Source organism: Pseudomonas sp. MS646, from assembly GCF_036693845.1.
GTDB lineage: Bacteria > Pseudomonadota > Gammaproteobacteria > Pseudomonadales > Pseudomonadaceae > Aquipseudomonas > Aquipseudomonas chlororaphis_E.
This window is the reverse complement of sequence record NZ_CP144763.1, coordinates 1,051,188-1,069,260: the sequence shown is the minus strand read 5'-3', so window position 1 is coordinate 1,069,260 and position 18,073 is coordinate 1,051,188. Positions and strand designations below refer to the sequence as shown.

15 protein-coding genes are annotated in these 18,073 nt (G+C 63.4%); 3 read left to right on the top strand and 12 right to left on the bottom strand.

What is annotated here, in order from left to right; translation table 11 throughout:
* Positions 1-197 precede the first annotated feature (197 nt).
* Entirely contained in the window at positions 198-1,217 is a 1,020-nt protein-coding gene (locus V3H56_RS04540) for a Glu/Leu/Phe/Val dehydrogenase dimerization domain-containing protein (RefSeq protein WP_042728238.1), read from the bottom strand.
* Between the two features lie 185 nt (positions 1,218-1,402).
* Between V3H56_RS04540 and V3H56_RS04535 the strand changes: the two genes are divergently transcribed.
* Positions 1,403-2,206, top strand: a complete 804-nt coding sequence (locus tag V3H56_RS04535; protein ID WP_042728237.1) for a tetratricopeptide repeat protein — start codon at positions 1,403-1,405, stop codon at positions 2,204-2,206.
* A gap of 199 nt (positions 2,207-2,405) precedes the next feature.
* Here the strand turns inward: V3H56_RS04535 and maiA are convergent, their stop codons facing one another.
* Genes maiA through hmgA form a run of 3 tightly spaced genes read right to left on the bottom strand, consistent with a single transcriptional unit; the run spans position 2,406 to position 5,669 of the window.
* Positions 2,406-3,047 (bottom strand): maleylacetoacetate isomerase, encoded by a 642-nt coding sequence (gene maiA, locus V3H56_RS04530; protein WP_047738255.1) that lies wholly within the window; start codon positions 3,045-3,047, stop codon positions 2,406-2,408.
* 9 nt (positions 3,048-3,056) lie between these two features.
* Positions 3,057-4,361, bottom strand: a complete 1,305-nt coding sequence (fahA, locus tag V3H56_RS04525) for a fumarylacetoacetase (protein WP_047738258.1) — start codon at positions 4,359-4,361, stop codon at positions 3,057-3,059.
* A 3-nt stretch (positions 4,362-4,364) separates the two neighbouring features.
* Positions 4,365-5,669 (bottom strand): homogentisate 1,2-dioxygenase, encoded by a 1,305-nt coding sequence (gene hmgA, locus V3H56_RS04520; RefSeq protein WP_047738259.1) that lies wholly within the window; start codon positions 5,667-5,669, stop codon positions 4,365-4,367.
* Positions 5,670-5,821: 152 nt separating this feature from the next.
* Between hmgA and V3H56_RS04515 the strand changes: the two genes are divergently transcribed.
* Entirely contained in the window at positions 5,822-6,643 is an 822-nt protein-coding gene (locus V3H56_RS04515; protein ID WP_042729376.1) for an IclR family transcriptional regulator, read from the top strand.
* On the opposite strand, the gene V3H56_RS04510 is transcribed toward V3H56_RS04515, so the two are convergent.
* The 8 genes from V3H56_RS04510 to V3H56_RS04475 all read right to left on the bottom strand — a co-directional run bounded on the left by V3H56_RS04510 (position 6,608) and on the right by V3H56_RS04475 (position 17,433).
* On the bottom strand, positions 6,608-7,309 hold the full coding sequence (locus V3H56_RS04510) for a hypothetical protein (RefSeq protein WP_047739533.1): 702 nt from the start codon (positions 7,307-7,309) through the stop codon (positions 6,608-6,610). The two genes, V3H56_RS04515 and V3H56_RS04510, sit on opposite strands and share 36 nt — an antisense overlap.
* A 121-nt stretch (positions 7,310-7,430) precedes the next feature.
* On the bottom strand, positions 7,431-9,980 hold the full coding sequence (locus tag V3H56_RS04505; protein ID WP_047738261.1) for a LuxR C-terminal-related transcriptional regulator: 2,550 nt from the start codon (positions 9,978-9,980) through the stop codon (positions 7,431-7,433).
* 185 nt (positions 9,981-10,165) lie between these two features.
* On the bottom strand, positions 10,166-11,533 hold the full coding sequence (locus tag V3H56_RS04500) for a DUF1329 domain-containing protein (protein WP_042729378.1): 1,368 nt from the start codon (positions 11,531-11,533) through the stop codon (positions 10,166-10,168).
* A gap of 22 nt (positions 11,534-11,555) precedes the next feature.
* Complete coding sequence (locus V3H56_RS04495; RefSeq protein ID WP_042729379.1) at positions 11,556-13,349, bottom strand: DUF1302 domain-containing protein; 1,794 nt, start codon at positions 13,347-13,349, stop codon at positions 11,556-11,558.
* 517 nt (positions 13,350-13,866) lie between these two features.
* Complete coding sequence (locus V3H56_RS04490) at positions 13,867-14,778, bottom strand: SDR family oxidoreductase (protein ID WP_338474258.1); 912 nt, start codon at positions 14,776-14,778, stop codon at positions 13,867-13,869.
* 373 nt (positions 14,779-15,151) lie between these two features.
* The gene (locus V3H56_RS04485; protein ID WP_338474257.1) at positions 15,152-16,054 is read right to left on the bottom strand and encodes an alpha/beta hydrolase; all 903 of its coding nucleotides are present in this window, start codon (positions 16,052-16,054) and stop codon (positions 15,152-15,154) included.
* Positions 16,054-16,836, bottom strand: a complete 783-nt coding sequence (locus tag V3H56_RS04480; protein WP_053149179.1) for a class II aldolase/adducin family protein — start codon at positions 16,834-16,836, stop codon at positions 16,054-16,056. The genes V3H56_RS04485 and V3H56_RS04480 overlap by 1 nt, the downstream gene beginning before the upstream one ends.
* Positions 16,837-16,977: 141 nt before the next feature.
* A complete protein-coding gene (locus V3H56_RS04475; protein WP_338474256.1) occupies positions 16,978-17,433 on the bottom strand; it encodes a flavodoxin in 456 nt (151 codons plus the stop codon).
* Between the two features lie 160 nt (positions 17,434-17,593).
* Here V3H56_RS04475 and V3H56_RS04470 point away from each other — a divergent pair, with 160 nt between their 5' ends.
* Positions 17,594-18,070 carry a PAS domain-containing protein gene (locus V3H56_RS04470; RefSeq protein WP_042729384.1) on the top strand — a complete coding sequence of 159 codons (477 nt, stop codon included), beginning with the start codon at positions 17,594-17,596 and terminating at the stop codon, positions 18,068-18,070.
* Positions 18,071-18,073 lie beyond the last annotated feature (3 nt).

Sequence of the window (18,073 nt, the reverse complement as noted above, 5' to 3'; positions counted from 1 at the left end):
AAAGAACGCCGACTGTCCAAAGGGTCAATATTCAAAAGATTGCAACTAACCACCCGCAATAACCGCTCATTTTCACCCTGCACTACTTAATTCAAAGTGCCTCCTCAATGTTTTGATTAAATGCGTCAGTGCGAATCACCCAGCCCTCAAAACCTGAACAATCCACCCCATCTGCATTCAACATACAAGTGCTGGCCCTAGCGATACAACAAGCGCTCTGCCAGTTCATCGGCCACCCGGGCCGGTGAGCGTTTCTCCGCCTGGGCGTGGGCGAAGATTTCGGTCAGGCGCGCGCCGATCTTCGACAGATGTGCGGTGATGCTCGGCAGTTCTTCGCCGCGGTGCTTGAGGGCGACGTAGATCAGGCCGCCGGAGTTGATCACGTAGTCGGGCGCGTAGAGGATCCCGCGCCGCTCCAGTTGATCGGCCACTTGCAGGTTGCTCAATTGGTTATGGGCCGAACCGGCCACGGCCGAGCAACGCAGTTGCGCCACGCTGTGGCTGTTGAGCACGCCGCCCAGGCCACAGGGGGCGAGGATGTCGCAAGGGGTGCTGAGCAGTGCGTCATTGGCGATGGGGTGCGCGCCCAGTTGCTCCATCGCCAGCTGTACCTTGCCGGGGTCGATGTCGCTGACCAGCAGTTCGGCGCCAGCGGCGTGCAGTTGTTCGGCCAGGGCATAACCGACATTGCCCAGGCCCTGGATCGCCACGCGCAGGCTTTCCAGGTTATCGCTGCCCAGGCGAGCCATGGCGGTGGCCCGGATGCCGGCGAACACGCCCATCGCCGCATGGGGCGCGGGATCTCCCGAGGCCGTGGTGCTGGTGACGTGGCGGGTCTGCTGGGCGATGCAATCCATGTCGGCCACCGACGTTCCGCTGTCGATGGCGGTGATGTAGCGCCCGTCCAACTGTTCGATGCAACGACCAAAGGCTTCGAACAACGCGGCCCGGCTTTCGACATGGGCCGGTCGCATGATCACCGCCACCCCGCCTCCCACTGGCAAGCCGGCCAGGGCAGCCTTGTAGCTCATGCCCTGGGCCAGGCGCACGGCGTCCGCCACGGCACTTTCGTCGTCGGGGTAGGCAAGATAACGACAGCCACCCAGGGCGGGCCCGGGACGGCTGCAATGAATGGCAATCACCGCCTTCAACCCGGTCATCGGGTCTACGCTTAAGTGCAGCGATTCAAGGCGGGAGCTTTGCATGAGAGCGAACATCGACAGGCTCCCGAATCACTTTGTTCGTTTCGCCAGTATAGGCGCGCGCTCGAAATTTGCTGAAACACACCGGCATAAGGCCGGTGGGCCGCCAGCCTTTTCGGTATAACCGCCGACTGCGCCGGCCCGGGACTGGACGAAAATCCATGGCAGAGCTACAACGGGGACATAGCCCGGAGAGTGTGATGAAACCGCGCCAAGCCTTTTTTGCCTGCCTGCACCGCTCGCCCCCGGCGCTGTTCGAAGCTGCGCTGTGGATCGCCGCCGAACATGATCGCGACGTCGACGTACCGGCCCTGCTGCGCGACTTCAGGGATCTGCAACAACGGGTCAGCCATGACCTGCCGATGCTGCCGGTGAGCGAGTTGGCCCAACCCTTGTTACGTCAGCTCAACGACCTGGGGTTCGCCCAGGACGACGCCACACCGCTGCGCCCGCGGGCGGCGTTGCTCGACAAGGTCCTGGTGGGCAAGCGCGGGCAGCCGCTGGCCCTCGGCCTGATTGCCCTGGAACTGGCGCGCGGCCTGGAGATCCCGATGGTCGGCGTCAATTTCCCTGGCCACTTCCTGTTGAAGGTGCCTGGGGCCGACCATTTGCTCGATCCGTGCGGCGGACGCCGGTTGTACCCCCATGACTGCCGGGACCTGCTGCACCGTCAATATGGCGCGAACATGCCGCTCAAGGCTGAACACCTGGTCAACGCCGAGCCGCTGCAGATGCTCCAGCGACTGTCACGCAACCTGCGCCAGTTGCACCTGGCGAACGACGACTACATTGCCGCGCTGATCGACGCCGAACGGGTGCTGGAACTGGGTAACGCCAGCGCCGCCGACTACCTAGCCCGCGCCAGCCTGTACCAGCGACTCGATTGCCCCAACGCCGAGCGATTCGACCTGGAGCATGCGCTGATGCTCAGCGAAGACCCGATCCAGCGGCTCCGGCTGACGGAGCGGCTGGGGCACCTGCCACCGAACTCGATTGTGCATTGAGACAGGATGAAGCGGGCCCCTGTTGACCGACCTGACGCCTTCGCGAGCAAGCTCGCTCCCACAAGGCGCTGTGTGCTGCCGGCAGAGAGAGGGCGGCTGTCGGGCCGCCTTCGCGAGCAAGCTCGCTCCCACAGTGGGGCCGCTACCTATTCCCTGTGGGAGCGGGCTTGCCCGCGAAGGCGTCAGGTCGGTCACGGCCCTATCCGGCAGGCGTATCGGGCTGATTCGCAGGATGCGCCCGCTGGAACGCCGCATGCCCGGCCGCCAGCCCCGCCACTCGACAGATCCGCGGGTACGCCTGCAACGAGACATTGAACCGCTCAGCCGCGTACAACTGCGGAATCAAGTAGACATCCGCCAGTCCCGGCGTCGCGCCGAAGCAAAAACCCTCATCGCCGATCAACCGCTCCACCGCCGCCAAGCCCTGGCTGATCCAGTGCCCGATCCACTCCGTCACCTGCCCCTCGTCATGCCCCCATTGGCGCAGTTTGTTGAGCACGCTGACGTTGTGCAGCGGGTGAATATCACAACCGATCAAGGCCGCGACGCCCCGCTCGTGGGCTCGAATGGCCAAGTCCGCGTTGAGCAACGGCACCTGCGGATACCGTTCTTCCAGGTACTCGATGATCGCGGGAGATTGCACCAGCACATCCCCCTCATCGGTCCTCAACGCGGGCACTCGCCCCTGGGGATTGATCGCCAGGTAGGCCGGCTGGCGATGCTCGCCTCCCGGCGGGGCGATCAGGTTGATGGGCAGGGCCTGATAGTCCAGGCCCTTGAGCGCCAGGGCGATGCGCACCCGGTACGACGAAGTGGAGCGGTAGTAGGTATAGAGTTCCATGCTCGCCCCTCAACGCGCCGGCAGGATCTTGCCACGGCACTCGCCAAACCCGATGGAGGCAAAGCCCTCGCGGCGGCAACGGGCCCGCAGGATGATTTCGTCACCGTCCTCGAGGAACCTGCGCACTTCGCCAGACGCCAGCTCGATCGGCTTCTTACCACCCTCGGTGATTTCCAGCAGGCTGCCAAACTGACCATTCTGCGGGCCCGACAAGGTGCCCGAACCAAACAGGTCACCGGCCTGCAACTGGCAACCATTGACGCTGTGGTGCGCCACCATCTGCGCCACGGTCCAGTACATGTACTGGGTGTTGCTCAAGGTCAGGCGATGCGCCGGCAGGTTCTGCTCGCGCATGGCGTCGGTCAGCAGCAGCACTTCCAGTTCGATGTCGAAGGCACCACCGGCCTGGTCGCGCGCGTCCAGCAGATACGGCAGCGGTTGCGGATCGCCCTGCGGACGCGCGGGTTGTGCACGACGAAACGGTTCGAGCGCCTCGGCCGTCACGACCCACGGCGAAATGCTGGTGAGGAAGCTCTTCGACAGGAAAGGCCCCAGCGGCTGGTATTCCCACGCCTGGATATCCCGGGCCGACCAGTCGTTGAGCAGGCAGAAACCGCCAATGTGCTCGGCGGCGTCACCAATGGCGATGGGTTCGCCCAATGCATTGCCCTGGCCGATCCAGATCCCCAGCTCCAATTCATAGTCCAGCCGTGCGCACGGACCGAAGGTGGGTTCGGCCTGACCGGCCGGCAGCGTCTGCCCCTTGGGACGGCGCACGTCGGTGCCGGAGGGACGGATGGTCGAGGCGCGGCCGTGATAACCGATGGGCACGTACTTGTAGTTGGGCAACAGCGGGTTGTCGGGGCGGAACAGCTTGCCGACATTCTGTGCGTGCTCGATCCCTACGTAGAAATCGGTGTAGTCATTGATCCTGGCCGGCAGGTGCAACTGGCAATCGGCCGCGGGGAACAGCCATTGAGACTGCTGGGCTTCGAGCTGGGCACGCTGAGGGCTGTCCTCGCGCAGCAGCTCCAGCAGCCGCTCACGCAAGGCGACACGGGCGCCACGGCCCAGCTCGAAAAACCCATTGAGATCACCGCCCGCCATGGCTTCGACCGCTGCTCGCGCCGCGCCGTCGAACAGGCCGGCCTGCAACGCGGCCGACAAATCGAGAATCTGCTCGCCGATGGCCACGCCGCCGCGTCGGGTGCCGCCCTGGTGGCTGAAGATGCCCAGTGGCAGGTTCTGCAGCGGGAAATCGGCATGACCGTTGGCAGAGGCCACCCAGCTACGGACGGGGGAAAGTTGAGTCATGGGTTATCTCCGGGTCGGGTCGAAGGTGACAGGCAGCGAAGCCCAGCACCCATCGTAGTCGGTTTGCAGTTGCGGGCAGTCCATGGCGAAACGGCTCGGACGCAGCACTTGGCTGGTCTCGAACATGAAGGCCATGGTGTGGTCGATTTTCGCCGGCTGAAGTTCGGCGTTGATCGCCTTGGTGCAGGTTTCGCCGTCCGGGCCATGGGCGCTCATGCAGCTGTGCAACGACGCCCCGCCGGGCACGAAGCCCTCGGCCTTGGCATCGTAGGCGCCCTGGATCAGGCCCATGAATTCGTTCATCAGGTTGCGATGGAACCAGGGTGGACGGAAGGTCTTCTCGGCCACCATCCAGCGGGGTGGGAAAATGACGAAATCCAGGTTGGCCAGGCCGTGGACGCTGGTGGGCGAGGTCAACACGGTGAAAATCGACGGGTCCGGGTGGTCGAAGCTGACGGTGCCGATGGTGTTGAACCGCCGCAGATCATATTTGTACGGCACGTTGTTGCCGTGCCAGGCGACCACGTCGAAGGGCGAGTGCCCCAGCTCGCAAGCCCACAACTGGCCGAGGAACTTCTGCACCAGGGTGGTGGGCTGGGCGAGGTTCTCGTAATGGGCGACCGGTGTCAGGAAGTCCCGCGGGTTGGCCAGGCCATTGCTGCCGATGGGCCCGAGGTCCGGCAGACGCAGCGGCGCGCCATGGTTTTCGGCGAGGTAACCGCGGGCCTGCGCATCCAGCAGTTCGACGCGAAACTTCAAGCCCCGGGGCAGCACGGCGATTTCCAGCGGCGCCAGTTCCAGCACGCCCAGTTCGGTGATGATCCGCAACCGGCCCAACTGCGGCACGATCAGCCATTCACCGTCGGCATTGAAGAACACCCGCTCCATGGAGCGGTTGGCGCAATAGTGAAAAATGCTGATGCCAGCCGGCTTGTCCATGCCGGCATTGGCGGCCATGCGCACCAGGCCATCGAGGAAATCGGTGGGCTGCGCGGGATTCTCCAGCGGGTTCCAGCGCAACCGATTGGGCGTGACCTCGCCCAGCGGGCCGCCGACCAGTTGCCGCTCCAATGGGGTGAAGGCCGGGTGGTTGGCCGACGGCCGGATGCGGTACATCCAGGTCCGCCGAGCCTCGCTGCGGGCCATGGTGAACGCGGTGCCGGAGAACAATTCGGCGTACAGGCCGTAAGGGGCTTTTTGCGGAGAGTTCTGGCCGACGGGCAAAGCGCCGGGCAGGGCTTCGCTGGCGAACTCATTGCCGAAGCCTGATTGATAAGCCAGGTCCGACGCTGGGGAATCGAGGTTCATGGAGCCTCCAAGGATGCGGCCCGTGACTCATGGGGTGAGTGTCAGGCGCACCGGGTTATTTTTATCGTAATTCAATTACGCATAACGTAATTTGCTCGACAACGACCGTCAAGCTATAAAGACGCCCATTCGCCTCTGGACCCCGCGCCGCCATGCAAACCCCGCTCAATAACGGTAAACAGAAAGTCCGCTCGGCCGAAGTCGGCACTGACATTCTCAAGGCCTTGGCCGAGCTGTCGCCGTCCACGTCGCTGTCGCGCCTGGCCGAGCACGTGCAAATGCCGGCAAGCAAGGTGCATCGCTACTTGCAGGCGTTGATTGCCAGCGGATTCGCCGAGCAGAACACCGCCACCAACCACTACGGCCTGGGCCGCGAAGCGCTGCGCGTCGGGCTGGCGGCATTGAACGGCATGGACGTGCTGCAAGTGGCCGCCATGCCGCTGGCCGAGTTGCGCGATGACCTGAACGAAACCTGCTTCCTGGCGGTGTGGGGCAACCACGGCGCCACCGTGGTGCGCATCGAACCTGCCGTGCGCGCCGTGACGGTCGTGACGCAACTGGGCTCGGTGCTGCCCCTGCTCAGTTCGTCCACCGGGCTGGTGTTCAGCGCCTACCTGCCCGAGCGCGAGACGATCGGCTTGCGCGAACAGGAGGTGCAAGGATCCGAACGGCATGCCCTGGCCGACGACCAGGCCTATGCCACCTTGTGCGAACAGATCCGCAACCGTGGCCTGCACCATGTACATGGCCTGCTGATGCCCGGCGTGGATGCCTTGTCCGCCCCGGTGTTCAATGCGGTCGGCCAGGTGACGGCGGTGATGACCATCGTCGGCCCGACCTCGCTGTTCCACGCCGACGAAAACGGCCCGGCGGCGCAACGATTGCTCGCCGCGACCCGGGCCGTGAGTTGGCGGATGGGGTATGAAACCGATGGAAGATCAGCCCAGGAAGTCGGGGACGATCCTGATCAGTAGGTCATTGAGGTGGGCAGGCGTCAGGCGCGGATGCAGGTGACGCTCTTCGCCGCTGAAGGGGACCAGGTAGATGGCCTGGGGATCGCCCTTGGCATGGTAAGGAATATCGTTGTTGCGTAGGTGCGCCAGCAAGTACTCAACCAGGGGTTCGGAAGAAAACACCACCGGGTTTGCAACGTCATGGTTGACGAAGCTGGTGATGAAGACTTTCTCCAGATCGACGCCGGGCAGATGGACTTTCAACGCGCCATGAAGCGCTTCGGCGCTCAACGGCAGGATGGGCCGCTCGGACAAATCCATCCCGGGCTTTTCAGCCAGGCCCGTCACGATGTCCGCCACGATTTTCTCGAAGGTGATCAAGTCCAGCGCCTTGACCCGATCTTCGACGGCAAAGGAATACCGCTTGCTGAAGATATTGGTGATGCCTTGGGTGTAATGCGCCAAGGTCTGTTTCTGAACGCAGGCCAGTGTTTCATCGAACAATGTCCTGGACGTTTCAACCTGGGGCTCGGGAAACCCGGCCACGGTATTCAGATACAGGTTATGCGGGTTGAGGCCCAGTGCCTCCAGGTGATCGCCCAACAGCACTTGCACGGCAAAATCGACGCGAGTGAGCTTGAGGGCAAGCAGTCTTTCGGAATACGTAGAAAACGTTTGAGTGTTCATGAACATCCTTGTCATTTCATGGCCCGAACGTCCTGTTCGAACCGGCATCGCCGTTATAACCCAACTCCCCCTCCGGGGGTAAAAGCGCAACTGTAAGCACGCGTAAGGCTTGCAGTGCGCACTATCCCATCATCCCCATGACCTTGGCCTTCGCCACTGCCTGGGTACGCCGCTGGACGCCCAACTTGCTGTGTATACGCCGTGAATGGGTTTTTACCGTGTGCAACGAGATGAACAGCCGTTCGGCAATCTGTTGGTTGGAATAACCTTGGGCGATCAGTTCCAGCACTTCCAGTTCGCGATGACTGAGCAAGGCGTCCTCGGGGGCCGCCGGCGGTTCGATCGGGCCTGACGATTGCGCCCAGTGCAACAGTTCGGGCTGGCGCAGGCGCAGTTCGCACAAGGCTTGCTGGGCGCGCCAACAGGCCACGCGCTCCAGGCCTTCCTGGACAAGCACGCGGGCCTGCGAGCGGTCGGCGGTCAACCAGGCCACCTCCGCCAGCGCCAGGTGCAGCTCGGTTTCCAGGCCGTGCATTTCCGCGTAACGGGCCTGGGCGATCATGGCCTCCAGGCGTGCCATCGGGTCTTGCGCGCGGTGCAGGTGCACCTCGGTCAACAGCAACAGGTATTCAAGCCGAGGAATCAACTCCAGGGTCGCGGGCGGTGCGTGCTTGGCCTGGGGCCCGCGGAAATGCCGCAGCACGCGGGTCAAGGCTTCGTGGGCCAGTTCGGCGCGCCCCTGCTGCAACCAGAACTGACAACTGATCTGCAGCAATACACCGCGGTAAACGGTGTCGGGAATGTGCCGCTGCTGCATGATCCGCTCGGCGTCGCGCAGTTGCATGAAGGCCTCGCCATAGTCGCCCTGGTTGGCCGCCAGGCTGGCCTTGCCGAGAAAGCCGTAAAGTACCTGTTTATCCTGGCTGCGCAGGCCGGTTTCCAACCCGGCCTGGAACTGCTCGGCGGCGCGCTCTTCAAAACCCATGCGCAGCGCCAGGCGTCCACGCCGCAAGGCGATACGGCCCAGCAGCGGGGAAAAATCCTGGCCGGGCTTGTCGAGCCGCGCCTGGACATCGCCCAGCAATTCGTCGGCCCGATGCGGCGCACCGCGTTGCTCCAGCACTTGTGCGTGATCCAGTTCCAGCAGCCCTTCGAACACCAGCGAGCCTTCGGCACGGGCCAGGCACAGCGCCTGGCGGTTGATCCATTGCGCCGAGGCCAGGTCGCCCTTGAGCAACGCCTGCTGGGTCAATCCCGACTGACACAACAAGCGCGAGGCCCAGGCCTGCGGATCCAGATGAGCCTGGGCCTGGAGGAAATGTTCGCGGGCCGGATCTCCGTCGCCCGACAAGTGCAGCAGCCAGCCCCGCAGGACCTGCCAGCGTGCGATCAACTGGCGCTGCTGGCAGGCCCGCGGCTGGGGTGCGAACCGCGTGAGTTGCTCGATGCACACTGCGGCCTGGTCGAAGCGACCGGCAAACAACAGCGCTGCGGTGACCAACCCTACCGATTGCGGCGTGCCAAGGGACAGCGCCTCGCCCTGCTGGTCATGCAAGTTCAGCAGCAACACGACGTTGCGGCCCTGCAAGAGGTGCTCGAAGCTCAGATGCTGCAAGACACTCACGGCCGTCTCGAACTCGTGGGCCAACATCGCCTGCTCGAATGCCATGGGCCAATCCTGTTCGGCGGCAAACCACTGGCAGGCCCGGCGATGCCAGGAACGGCCCTGGGGCCAGGGTTCCTCGCGAACCAGTCGGGCCAGGGCCGGGAAGATCTGCAACCAGTCCGAGGAGTGTTCCCACGGCTCGATGAAACAGCCCAGGTCCTTCAACAGCGGGAGGCATTCAACGCCCACCGTGTCGCCGAACAGATGCTCGCAAAGCCGGGCATTGAAACGTGGCAAGTGGGCGAGCACGCGCCAGGCTTGCGCCAGGTCCGGGCTCAGGGCGCTGAACAGCTCGTACTCCAGGTAGTCCGCCAGGGTTCCGGGCCGCCCCGGCGTGGCGTGGCTGCGCGCCCATTCGCAACGTTCGAGCAAGCTGATGCGCACCCCGGCGCACCAGCCGCCGCTGCGCTGTATCACCTCGCGGGCGGTGCGGGCCGCCTGGGGGCCAGGCAAATGACGCAGCAGTTGCTGGACATCGCCAGGGCTGAACACCAGCGCCTGCGTGTCGAATTCGTGCAGCTCATCGTCGAGCAACAGCCGCGGCCAATTGCAGTGCGGCCGGCGACGGCCGTTCAGCCACAGGTGCAAGGCCGGGCTGCTGGTGTTCAACAGGCGGTCGAGCCATTGGTCCAGCTCGGGATTCGGCACCCGGCAGTAATCATCCAGGAACAGCCAGGTGGGTGTTTGCAGGCGCGCCAGGTGGGCCAGCAGCCCCGCTTCGTCCATCACTGGCAGGCCCAGGGTCTGCGCCAGTCGCTCGCCCATCTGCGCGGGGGTCAACGCAACGCCACCCAGCGGCAACCAATGCAGTCGGCAGTCGGCGGGGGCCTTGAGAAAACACTCGGCGAACAGCGCACTCTTGCCACTCCCCGCGGGCGCGCACAGCAGTTTTACCCGTGCCTCGGAAGTCAGCAACGGCTCGCTCAAGGACCGCCGCGGTACATGCGTCGAGGACAGGCGGGGCAGCAATCCTGGACGGTCCGGACACGGGGTCATGGCAGTCATGTACGAAGGTCCTGTTTATTGTTGTTTCATCACCCTAGTCCTGTGTCGCTGACCTTTGGAGAAGTATTCAGCGCGCTGATTGGCGCCCATAAAAAAACGACCGGCAGAGGCAACTGCCGGTCGTTCACGATGCCCTTGCGCAGACACCACTCTGTGGCGAGGGAGCTCGCTCCCTCGCCACACCTTTAACGCACGCCCGAGGACCGCAGCGCCGCCGGCGTGTAGTCCGCCGCCCGCGCTTCGAAGCCGTACTCGTAGCTGTGCTTCTCCTCGTTCTTCATCCCCAGGGCGATGTAGCGGCCGGCGATGATGTCGTAGAGCGCTTCGAGGGTGTAGCCCGGGTTCTGGTGGTCGTAGTAGAACTGGGCATGACCTTCGGCCACGCGCCACAGTTGGCCGCGACCGTCGTAGTGATCCACCACCGCGGCTTGCCAGCTGTCCTCGTCGATGTACATGTGGCGCTTGGCGTAGATGTGGCGCTCGCTGGGCTTGACCGTGCCCACCACTTCCCAGACCCGGTGCAGCTCATAGCGGGTCAGGTCCTGGTTGATGTGGCCGGCCTTGATCACATCGTCGTACTTGAGGGTCGGCGAATCGAGCTTGTAGCTGTTGTACGGGATGTACATTTCCTTCTTGCCGACCAGCTTCCAGTCGTAGCGATCCGGGGCGCCGGAAAACAGGTCGAAGTTGTCGGAGGTGCGCAGGCCATCGGCCGCGGTGCCCGGACCGTCGTAGGCCACTTGCGGGGCGCGGCGCACGCGGCGTTGACCGGCGTTGTAGATCCACGCCAGGCGCGGCTCCTTCACCTGGTCGAGGGTTTCATGCACCAGCAGTACGTTGCCGGCCAGGCGCGCCGGGGCGGTGACCTCCTGCTTGAAATAGGTCAGCACGTTGCTGGCCTTTTCCGGGTCGGCGTCCTTGATCAGGAACGGCACGGCCACTTCTTCTTCGAAGCGGATCGGCGTGAAGCTGCCGTTGGTCTGCGGCGTCGCCTGGGTGATGATGCGGCGCAGGTTGCCGCCGTGATAGCGGGTGATGTGGTTCCACAGCACCTCCACGCCGTTCTTGGGGATCGGGAACGCGTAGTAACGGTTACCGGTGAAGTTGGCCAGGCCGTTACCGTCGTTGATGGACGTTACGTTCAGCGCACTGCGCTTGGCCGACTCGTAGATTTCCGGCGGCAGCGCAACGCTGCGATGGGTCGGGTAGACCGGGATCTTGTAGGTCTCGGGGTAGCGCTTGAACATCGCGACCTGGCCTTCGGACAGCTTGTCCTTGTACTTGTCCACGGTCGCGGCGGTGATGGTGAACAGCGGCTTTTCATTGGCGAACGGGTCGGCCAGAAAGCCCTTGCTGTCCACGGCACCGGCATTTTTCGGGATACCACCGGTCCAGGCCGGGATCGAACCATCGGCGTTGCCGGCCTTTTCCGCGCCCAGCGGCGTCAGGGTGGTGCCCAGCTTGTTGGCTTCCTCCGGCGAAACCGCCGCCATCACGTTCGCGGCCAGCAGGCTCAAGGCCAGGGCACCGCATTGCAGGATCATCTTGCGCATTGGGTTTTCCTTGTCAGCCAGATCAGAAGTTCACGCCGAAGCTCAACGCGAGGAAGTCGCGGTCTTTGAGAACGTTGTAGTCGCCGCCAAAAAAGTCGGTGTAGCTCAGGCTGGCGGTGTAGGTGTTGCGGTAGTCGGCATCGACACCCAGGCTGACGGCCTTGGCGCCTTCGTTGAACAGGCCGTTGGGACCGTAGCCGGCCACGTCGTGGGACCAGGACACGTTGGGCTTGAAGTTCACCCCGCCGATGACGTTGGAGTAGTCGAGAATCGCCCGGGCGCGGTAGCCCCAGGACGTGGACGTGACGAAACCGTCGGTGTCGCCATTGAAGCCGTACTGGCCGAAGACCGAGTCGCGGCCGTAGCGCAACTTGTCCCTGGATTCCAGCCCGCCGACATGCACCACCGCGGCCTCACCCACCAGGGTCAGGCGATCGGCCCCCCACACCTGATCGACGAAGTGCGTCAGGGTGCTCTGGACCTGGGTGATTTCCTTGCGCCGGTAACCGGTGTTGTCCGCCCCCGGCCTGGTGGCGATGGGCGACGCCGCACCGCCGGCAATCGGATTGACCAGGGCCAGGGTCAGGTCGTTGGTGCTCAGTTGCACCGGCGCATTGGGCCGGTAGCTGATTTCACCGGTCCACGCGGTGCCGGTGGGCAGCGTGGTGGAGAAGCTGGCGCCATACAGGCGGATGTCTTCAGGGTATTCGAGGTAGTACTGCCCGCGTCCCAGCATCACGCTCTGGGCCAGGCCCGAACCACTGCCGGGGGCCAGGCCATTGGCGATCGCGACCATTCCCGGCAGGGCCGCGAGGGTGGACGCACCCGCCGTGGTGGTGCCGACGGTGGGTGTGCGGCTGTGGTAGTTCATGAAGTACAGGCCGTACTCGGTGTCATCGCCGAGCCAGCGCAACGCCGTGCCCCACTGGCCGGAGTCACGGGCATCGCGGTCGCCACCACGGGGGATGATCACCCCTTCGCGCGACACCTGGATGCCCTGGCCGAACAGCGCGGTCAACGGCTGGAACGGCGCAATGGCCGGGCTGCCCACGGTGTAGCCGGTGGTGCAGCCGTCGGCCACCACGTCGTTGCCGAAGAAGGTGCCGCAGTTATCGACGACTGTCTGGTCCCATTCCAACTGATAGAAACCTTCGAGGGTGAGCTTGTCGGTCAGGCCCTGGGAGGCGAACAGCATGTTCACCGGGATCAGGCCTTCCTTGATCTCCGCACCCGGGCGACGGAACGCCGACACGTCGATCGGGTTGATGCTGTTGATGGAGTTGCCGATGAAGGTACTTTCACCCCAGCTGACCACCTGCTTGCCGGCACGCACCGTGCCCGGCAAATCGGCGATGGAATAGTTGTGGTAGACGAACGCGTCGAGGATCTCAGCCCCCGACGACTTCGCGCCTTCCTTGCGGTTGCTGTCGCTGATGTCCTTGAACTCACGGTTTTCGTCCTTGAGTTCGAAGTCGTACCAGTACTTGCCGCGCACGAACACACCGGTGTCGCCGTACTTGAGTTCGAGGTCGTGCAAGCCCTTGAAGATCTTGGAAAACGTCTCGCCTTTCTTGAAGTTCAGCCGCCCGTCATCCCCGGTGGACGATTGCCCCCGACCGCCGTTGACGGTGCCGACGAAATCCTTGTCCGCATCGCGCATGCCCCAGCTCGCGCCCACGGACAACGAAGAGTCGAACTGACCTTCGATTTCACCAATGTTGAATGAAACGGCCTGCGCCTGGGCACAGCAACCCAAGGCCACCGCGGCGGCGAGTGCCTGCGGCTTGAAGATGGCGCGCATTGTTATTGTTGTCATGCGTCTTCCCCGGTGAGTGACAGAGGCTTCACCCTACTGCCGCACGCCAGGGGCGATAAGCGCACCAAGGAGGTATTCGCGCTGTACCCCGAAAGGATTACCCCCCATACCAGGCGGGCCTTCGCGCAGGGCATCGACGCACTGGATGATGGGTTATCAGCCAGGCGCATGTTCCAGCGGTCGGCCTCACTGTTGCGCGCCCTGCAACAGTGCATGTCCGGATCCGGGCTGTTTCCAGGCACCCTGGATCCCTATGCTGGCCGGGCTTGCAGCGCAACGGGCCTGCAAGCGCAAGCCGCCATGGCATCCCTCATGCCTGGCGCACCGTCATTCGGATGGATTGGCGCATTCGATCCATCGTCCCGTGTGTACCGACGTTGATTTGTAGCTCCTTTGCAACGTCACGCTTAGGCCGCTGCTTTTTGCAGCGGCCTTTTTTATGGGAAGCGCACAGAGGATGGCGAGAGGCTCGCCACGGATTACCCGAGACGGGTTGCCACGGGTCGAGGACGCGGGGTTAAACGGCGTAGCGTTGCAGGTTCGCCATCATCTCCTTCAAGGCTTCCAGGTTGTCATTGGGGTGCACCGCATCCTCGAAGTCGCAGATCTGCTGCCAATGGGCAGCGACGTCTTCGGGTGAAAAACCTGTGCGCGGGTCGAAGCCTGCACCCAGGCTGCGTTCCCAACGCACCTTGCCCATCCAGCCGCCGCCCACTTCGAACAGGCCGCTGGTTTCCTGGCAGGCTTCACTGGCCAGGTACACCACCAGCGGGCTGACGAGTTCAGGCTTGAGTTGCTCGAACACCTGCGGCGGAATCAGGCCCTCGGTCATGCGGGTGCCGCCGGTGGGGGCAATGGCATTGACCAGGATGTTGTTCTTGCGCCCCTCGATGGCCAGGGTACGCGTCAGCCCATACAGCCCGAGCTTGGCCATGCCGTAGTTGGATTGGCCGAAGTTGCCGTAGATACCCGAGGTCGAAGCGGTGAAAATCACCCGTCCATAATTCTGCTCACGCAGGTGCGGCCAGGCGGCGCGGGTCACCTTGTAGGCCCCTTCGACATGGACGCGGTAGACCAGGTCCCAGTCGGCGTCGTCCATCTTGTGGAAAGTCTTGTCCCGCAGGATCCCGGCGTTGTTGACCACCACGTCGACCCGGCCGAACACGTCGAGGGCATTCTGCACGAGCTTGTCGCCATCGGTGACCGAATCGTGGTTGGCCTCGGCAATGCCGCCCGCCGCGCGGATTTCAGCCACCACCCGGTCTGCCGCCGAGGCATTGGCCCCTTCCCCCTGGGCCGAACCGCCCAAGTCGTTGACCAGTACCTTCGCGCCGTGCCTGGCGAACAGCAGGGCATGGGCCCGCCCCAGGCCACCGCCGGCCCCGGTGACGATCAGGACTTTATCTTCGAAGCGCACAGACTCATTCATGGCAGAACTCCAGCAGGCCAATAGGACATTGAGGCCGAGTGTCCGGCACTCGTCGGCCGGTCACAATGAAATGGGCTGGGAGTGAATAGTGGGCAATAAGGTGGGGGGATGATGCGATGCCAGAGGTGAGATCACTCTGTTCATCCAGAAGTGAGACCGCGGTGCCGCTTTCGCGGGCAAGCCCGCTCCCACAGGAAATCGAGCCGGGCATCACATCCGGGAACACCCAGAAACATTGTGGGAGCGGGCTTGCTCGCGAAGGCGGTCCTTCAGTCAGAAATGCGCTGCCTGACACGCCGCTTTCGCGGGCAAGCCCGCTCCCACAAGGGATTGAGTCGGGCAGCACATCCAGGCCCCCCCACACAGGGTTGTGTCAGGAGTAGGCCACCTTTCTGCACCGTGGCGCGATGTTTTCGCGAAACGCCAGGTAATGCTTGAGCACCTGCACCGGGGCCTCGGTGTGGGGGTAGTGGCCGATCTCGGACAGCAGCACCGTATCCGGATTGGGGATCAGCGATTCGTAGCGCGCCACCATGTGCTCGCCGGAAATCGGATCGAGCGCCCCGTCGATCACCCGCAAGGGCACGTCGTCACGCTGCATCGCCTGCACCCAGCGATCACGCTGTACCCGCCGCTCGGGAATGTAGGCGATGAGCTTGTGCATGATCCGCGGCCCGTGATGCGCTTCTATCAGGCTCCAGAAATCATCCAGCACGCTTTCGGTGGGGCCGGTGCGGGGGCCGAAGATCTGCCGGAAGCTCTTGACCAGGCTTTGCCGCGAAAACGCCCGCCCCAGCAGCCAGCCCAGCGGGCTGAGCAACAGTTTCTGGGCCAGCACCGGCCGGTGGGTTTCGGGGAACAGGCCGCCATTGAGAAAGACGCAACTGGCAACGTTGAGGCGCGCTTCGTAGTGCCGGGCGATGAGCTCCTGGGCCACGCTGTCACCGTAGTCGTGGGCCAGCACATGCACCCCTTGCCGCACGTTCAGGTACGCCAGCAAGGCCTGTTGCAGATCGGCCTGCTCCAGCAGGCTGTAGGTGTGGTCCGCCGGCTTGGCGGAGTCGCCGAAACCGAGCATGTCGCAGGCGATCACCCGGTAGCGCTGCGCCAACGGCTGCCACAGGTAATGCCAGTCCCAACTGGCAGTAGGAAAGCCGTGGATCAGCAGCAGCGGCTCGCCCTGCCCCGCCACCCAGTAACGGATGGCATGGCCGCGGAACAGGAAGATCTGGCTGCGCTGGCGCCAGATACGCAAGGGAATCTGGGCCAGGGGCATCAGCTTTTATACCCGCTGTCCTGTTGGTCGAGCTTGCGCAACAACGCCGGCCAGGCCAGCGCGCCGCCCATGCCTTGGGCACTTCTGGTCACCCCGGCGATCATCGCCCGGGCGCCGGCCAGGATCTGCGGTTCGATGCCGATCAGCTCGGCGCCACCGTTCTGCGCCAGGACCTGAATGTCACAGGCGCGCTGGAAAATGAACATCATCAGGAACGTATCGGCGATGCTGGCGCCACAGGTCAGCAAGCCATGGTTGTGCAGCATCAGGAAGTTGCTGTCACCCAGGTCCGCCTGCAGGCGCGCCTTCTCTTCGTGGTTCAAGGCCACGCCTTCGTAGGCGTGATAAGCCAGGCTCGACAGCACGAACAACGACTGCTGGCTGATCGGCAGCACCCCTTGCTTCTGCGCCGACACCGCCACGCCGGCGGCGGTGTGGGTGTGCAGCACGCACGTCACGTCGTGGCGCACCTCATGCACGGCGCTGTGGATGGTGTAGCCGGCCGGGTTGATGTCGTAGGGGCTGTCCATCAGCTTGTTGCCGGCCTGGTCGACCTTGACCAGACTGGAGGCGGTGATCTCGTGGAACATCAGCCCGTACGGGTTGATCAGGAAATCCTCGGTGCCGGGGACCTTCGCAGAAATGTGGGTGAAGATCAGGTCATCCCAGCCATGCATCGCAACCAGGCGGTAACAGGCGGCCAGGTCCACCCGGGTTTGCCATTCAGCCGCACTGACCTGTTCCTTGATACCGAGTGTCGTTTGGATGGGCGCTACGCTCACGGCTCTGACCCCTTTGTTTTCTTATTATATGAATCGCGTTTTTCAAACTTCACGCAAGAAAAATGAGTCTAGCCAGCTCTCCCCGGGCCGCTAGTTGCATTGGCAGCCAGCTTACTGGCCGAGCGAGTCATTGCGAGTGCATCAAGCACGCAAGGCTTCGATCAAGGCCTGTAGCCAAGGCTCGGCGTCGCTTTCAGGCGTGACGCTCTCGCTGGCGTCCAGGCGCAGCATGGGCAGCACCTCTCGCACGCCCAGTTCGGCGAACAACTCGCTCATCTGCTCACCACCAGCGCAGAAGGTGTCCCCGTAGCTGGCATCGCCCAAGCCGATCACACCCCCAGGCAACCCACGAAGGAATGCCGGCAACTGGTCGCGCAGGGTCGAATACAACGGCATCAGGTTGTCCGGCAACTCCCCCATGCCCGTCGTCGAAGTCACCGCCAGCATCGCCTGCGGAGCGAACGCCTGGATATCCGCCAGGGTGGCGCGCGGGTTGTGCCACGCCTCGAAACCCGCCGCTTCGAGCAGTTTGGCGGCGTGCCGGGCGACTTCTTCGGCGGTGCCATAGACCGAGCCGGAAAGGATGGCGACTTTCATCAATCTGATCCTGAACCTGAATAAAAGAGCCGGGGATAGTAACAGCTGCACCCGCCAAGCTGCGAATGGCTCTCAATGGGAGCTGATGGCCAGTAGACAGCCTGTTGAATTCTTCTAGAATGCTGGCTCTAAACAAGGACGTTTCAACGGGAGCTGCGCCATGATCAACGCTCATTTGATGCAACTGGTCATCAACGCGACCAACGACGGGATTGTCATCGCCGAAAAAGAAGGTGACGAGGACAATATCCTGATCTATGTGAACCCGGCCTTCGAACGCCTGACCGGCTACAGCCGCGAGGAAATCCTCTATCAGGATTGTCGTTTCCTCCAGTCGGGTGATCGCGACCAGCCCGCCCTGAAGCACATTCGCCAGACCTTGGAACAAGGCGGTGCCTGCCGTGAGGTGCTGCGTAACTACCGCAAGGACGGCACGCCGTTCTGGAATGAGTTGTCGCTCTCCACGGTCAGAAACGAAGCCGATGGGCGTACGTACTTCGTCGGCGTGCAAAAGGACGTCACGGCCCAGGTCAAGGCTCAACAGCGCACGGCCCAGTTGGAAAAGGAACTGGCCGAAGCGCGGGAAACGATTGCCCGGCTCGAAGCGACGAACGGCGCAAACAAAATAGCGAATTAACGG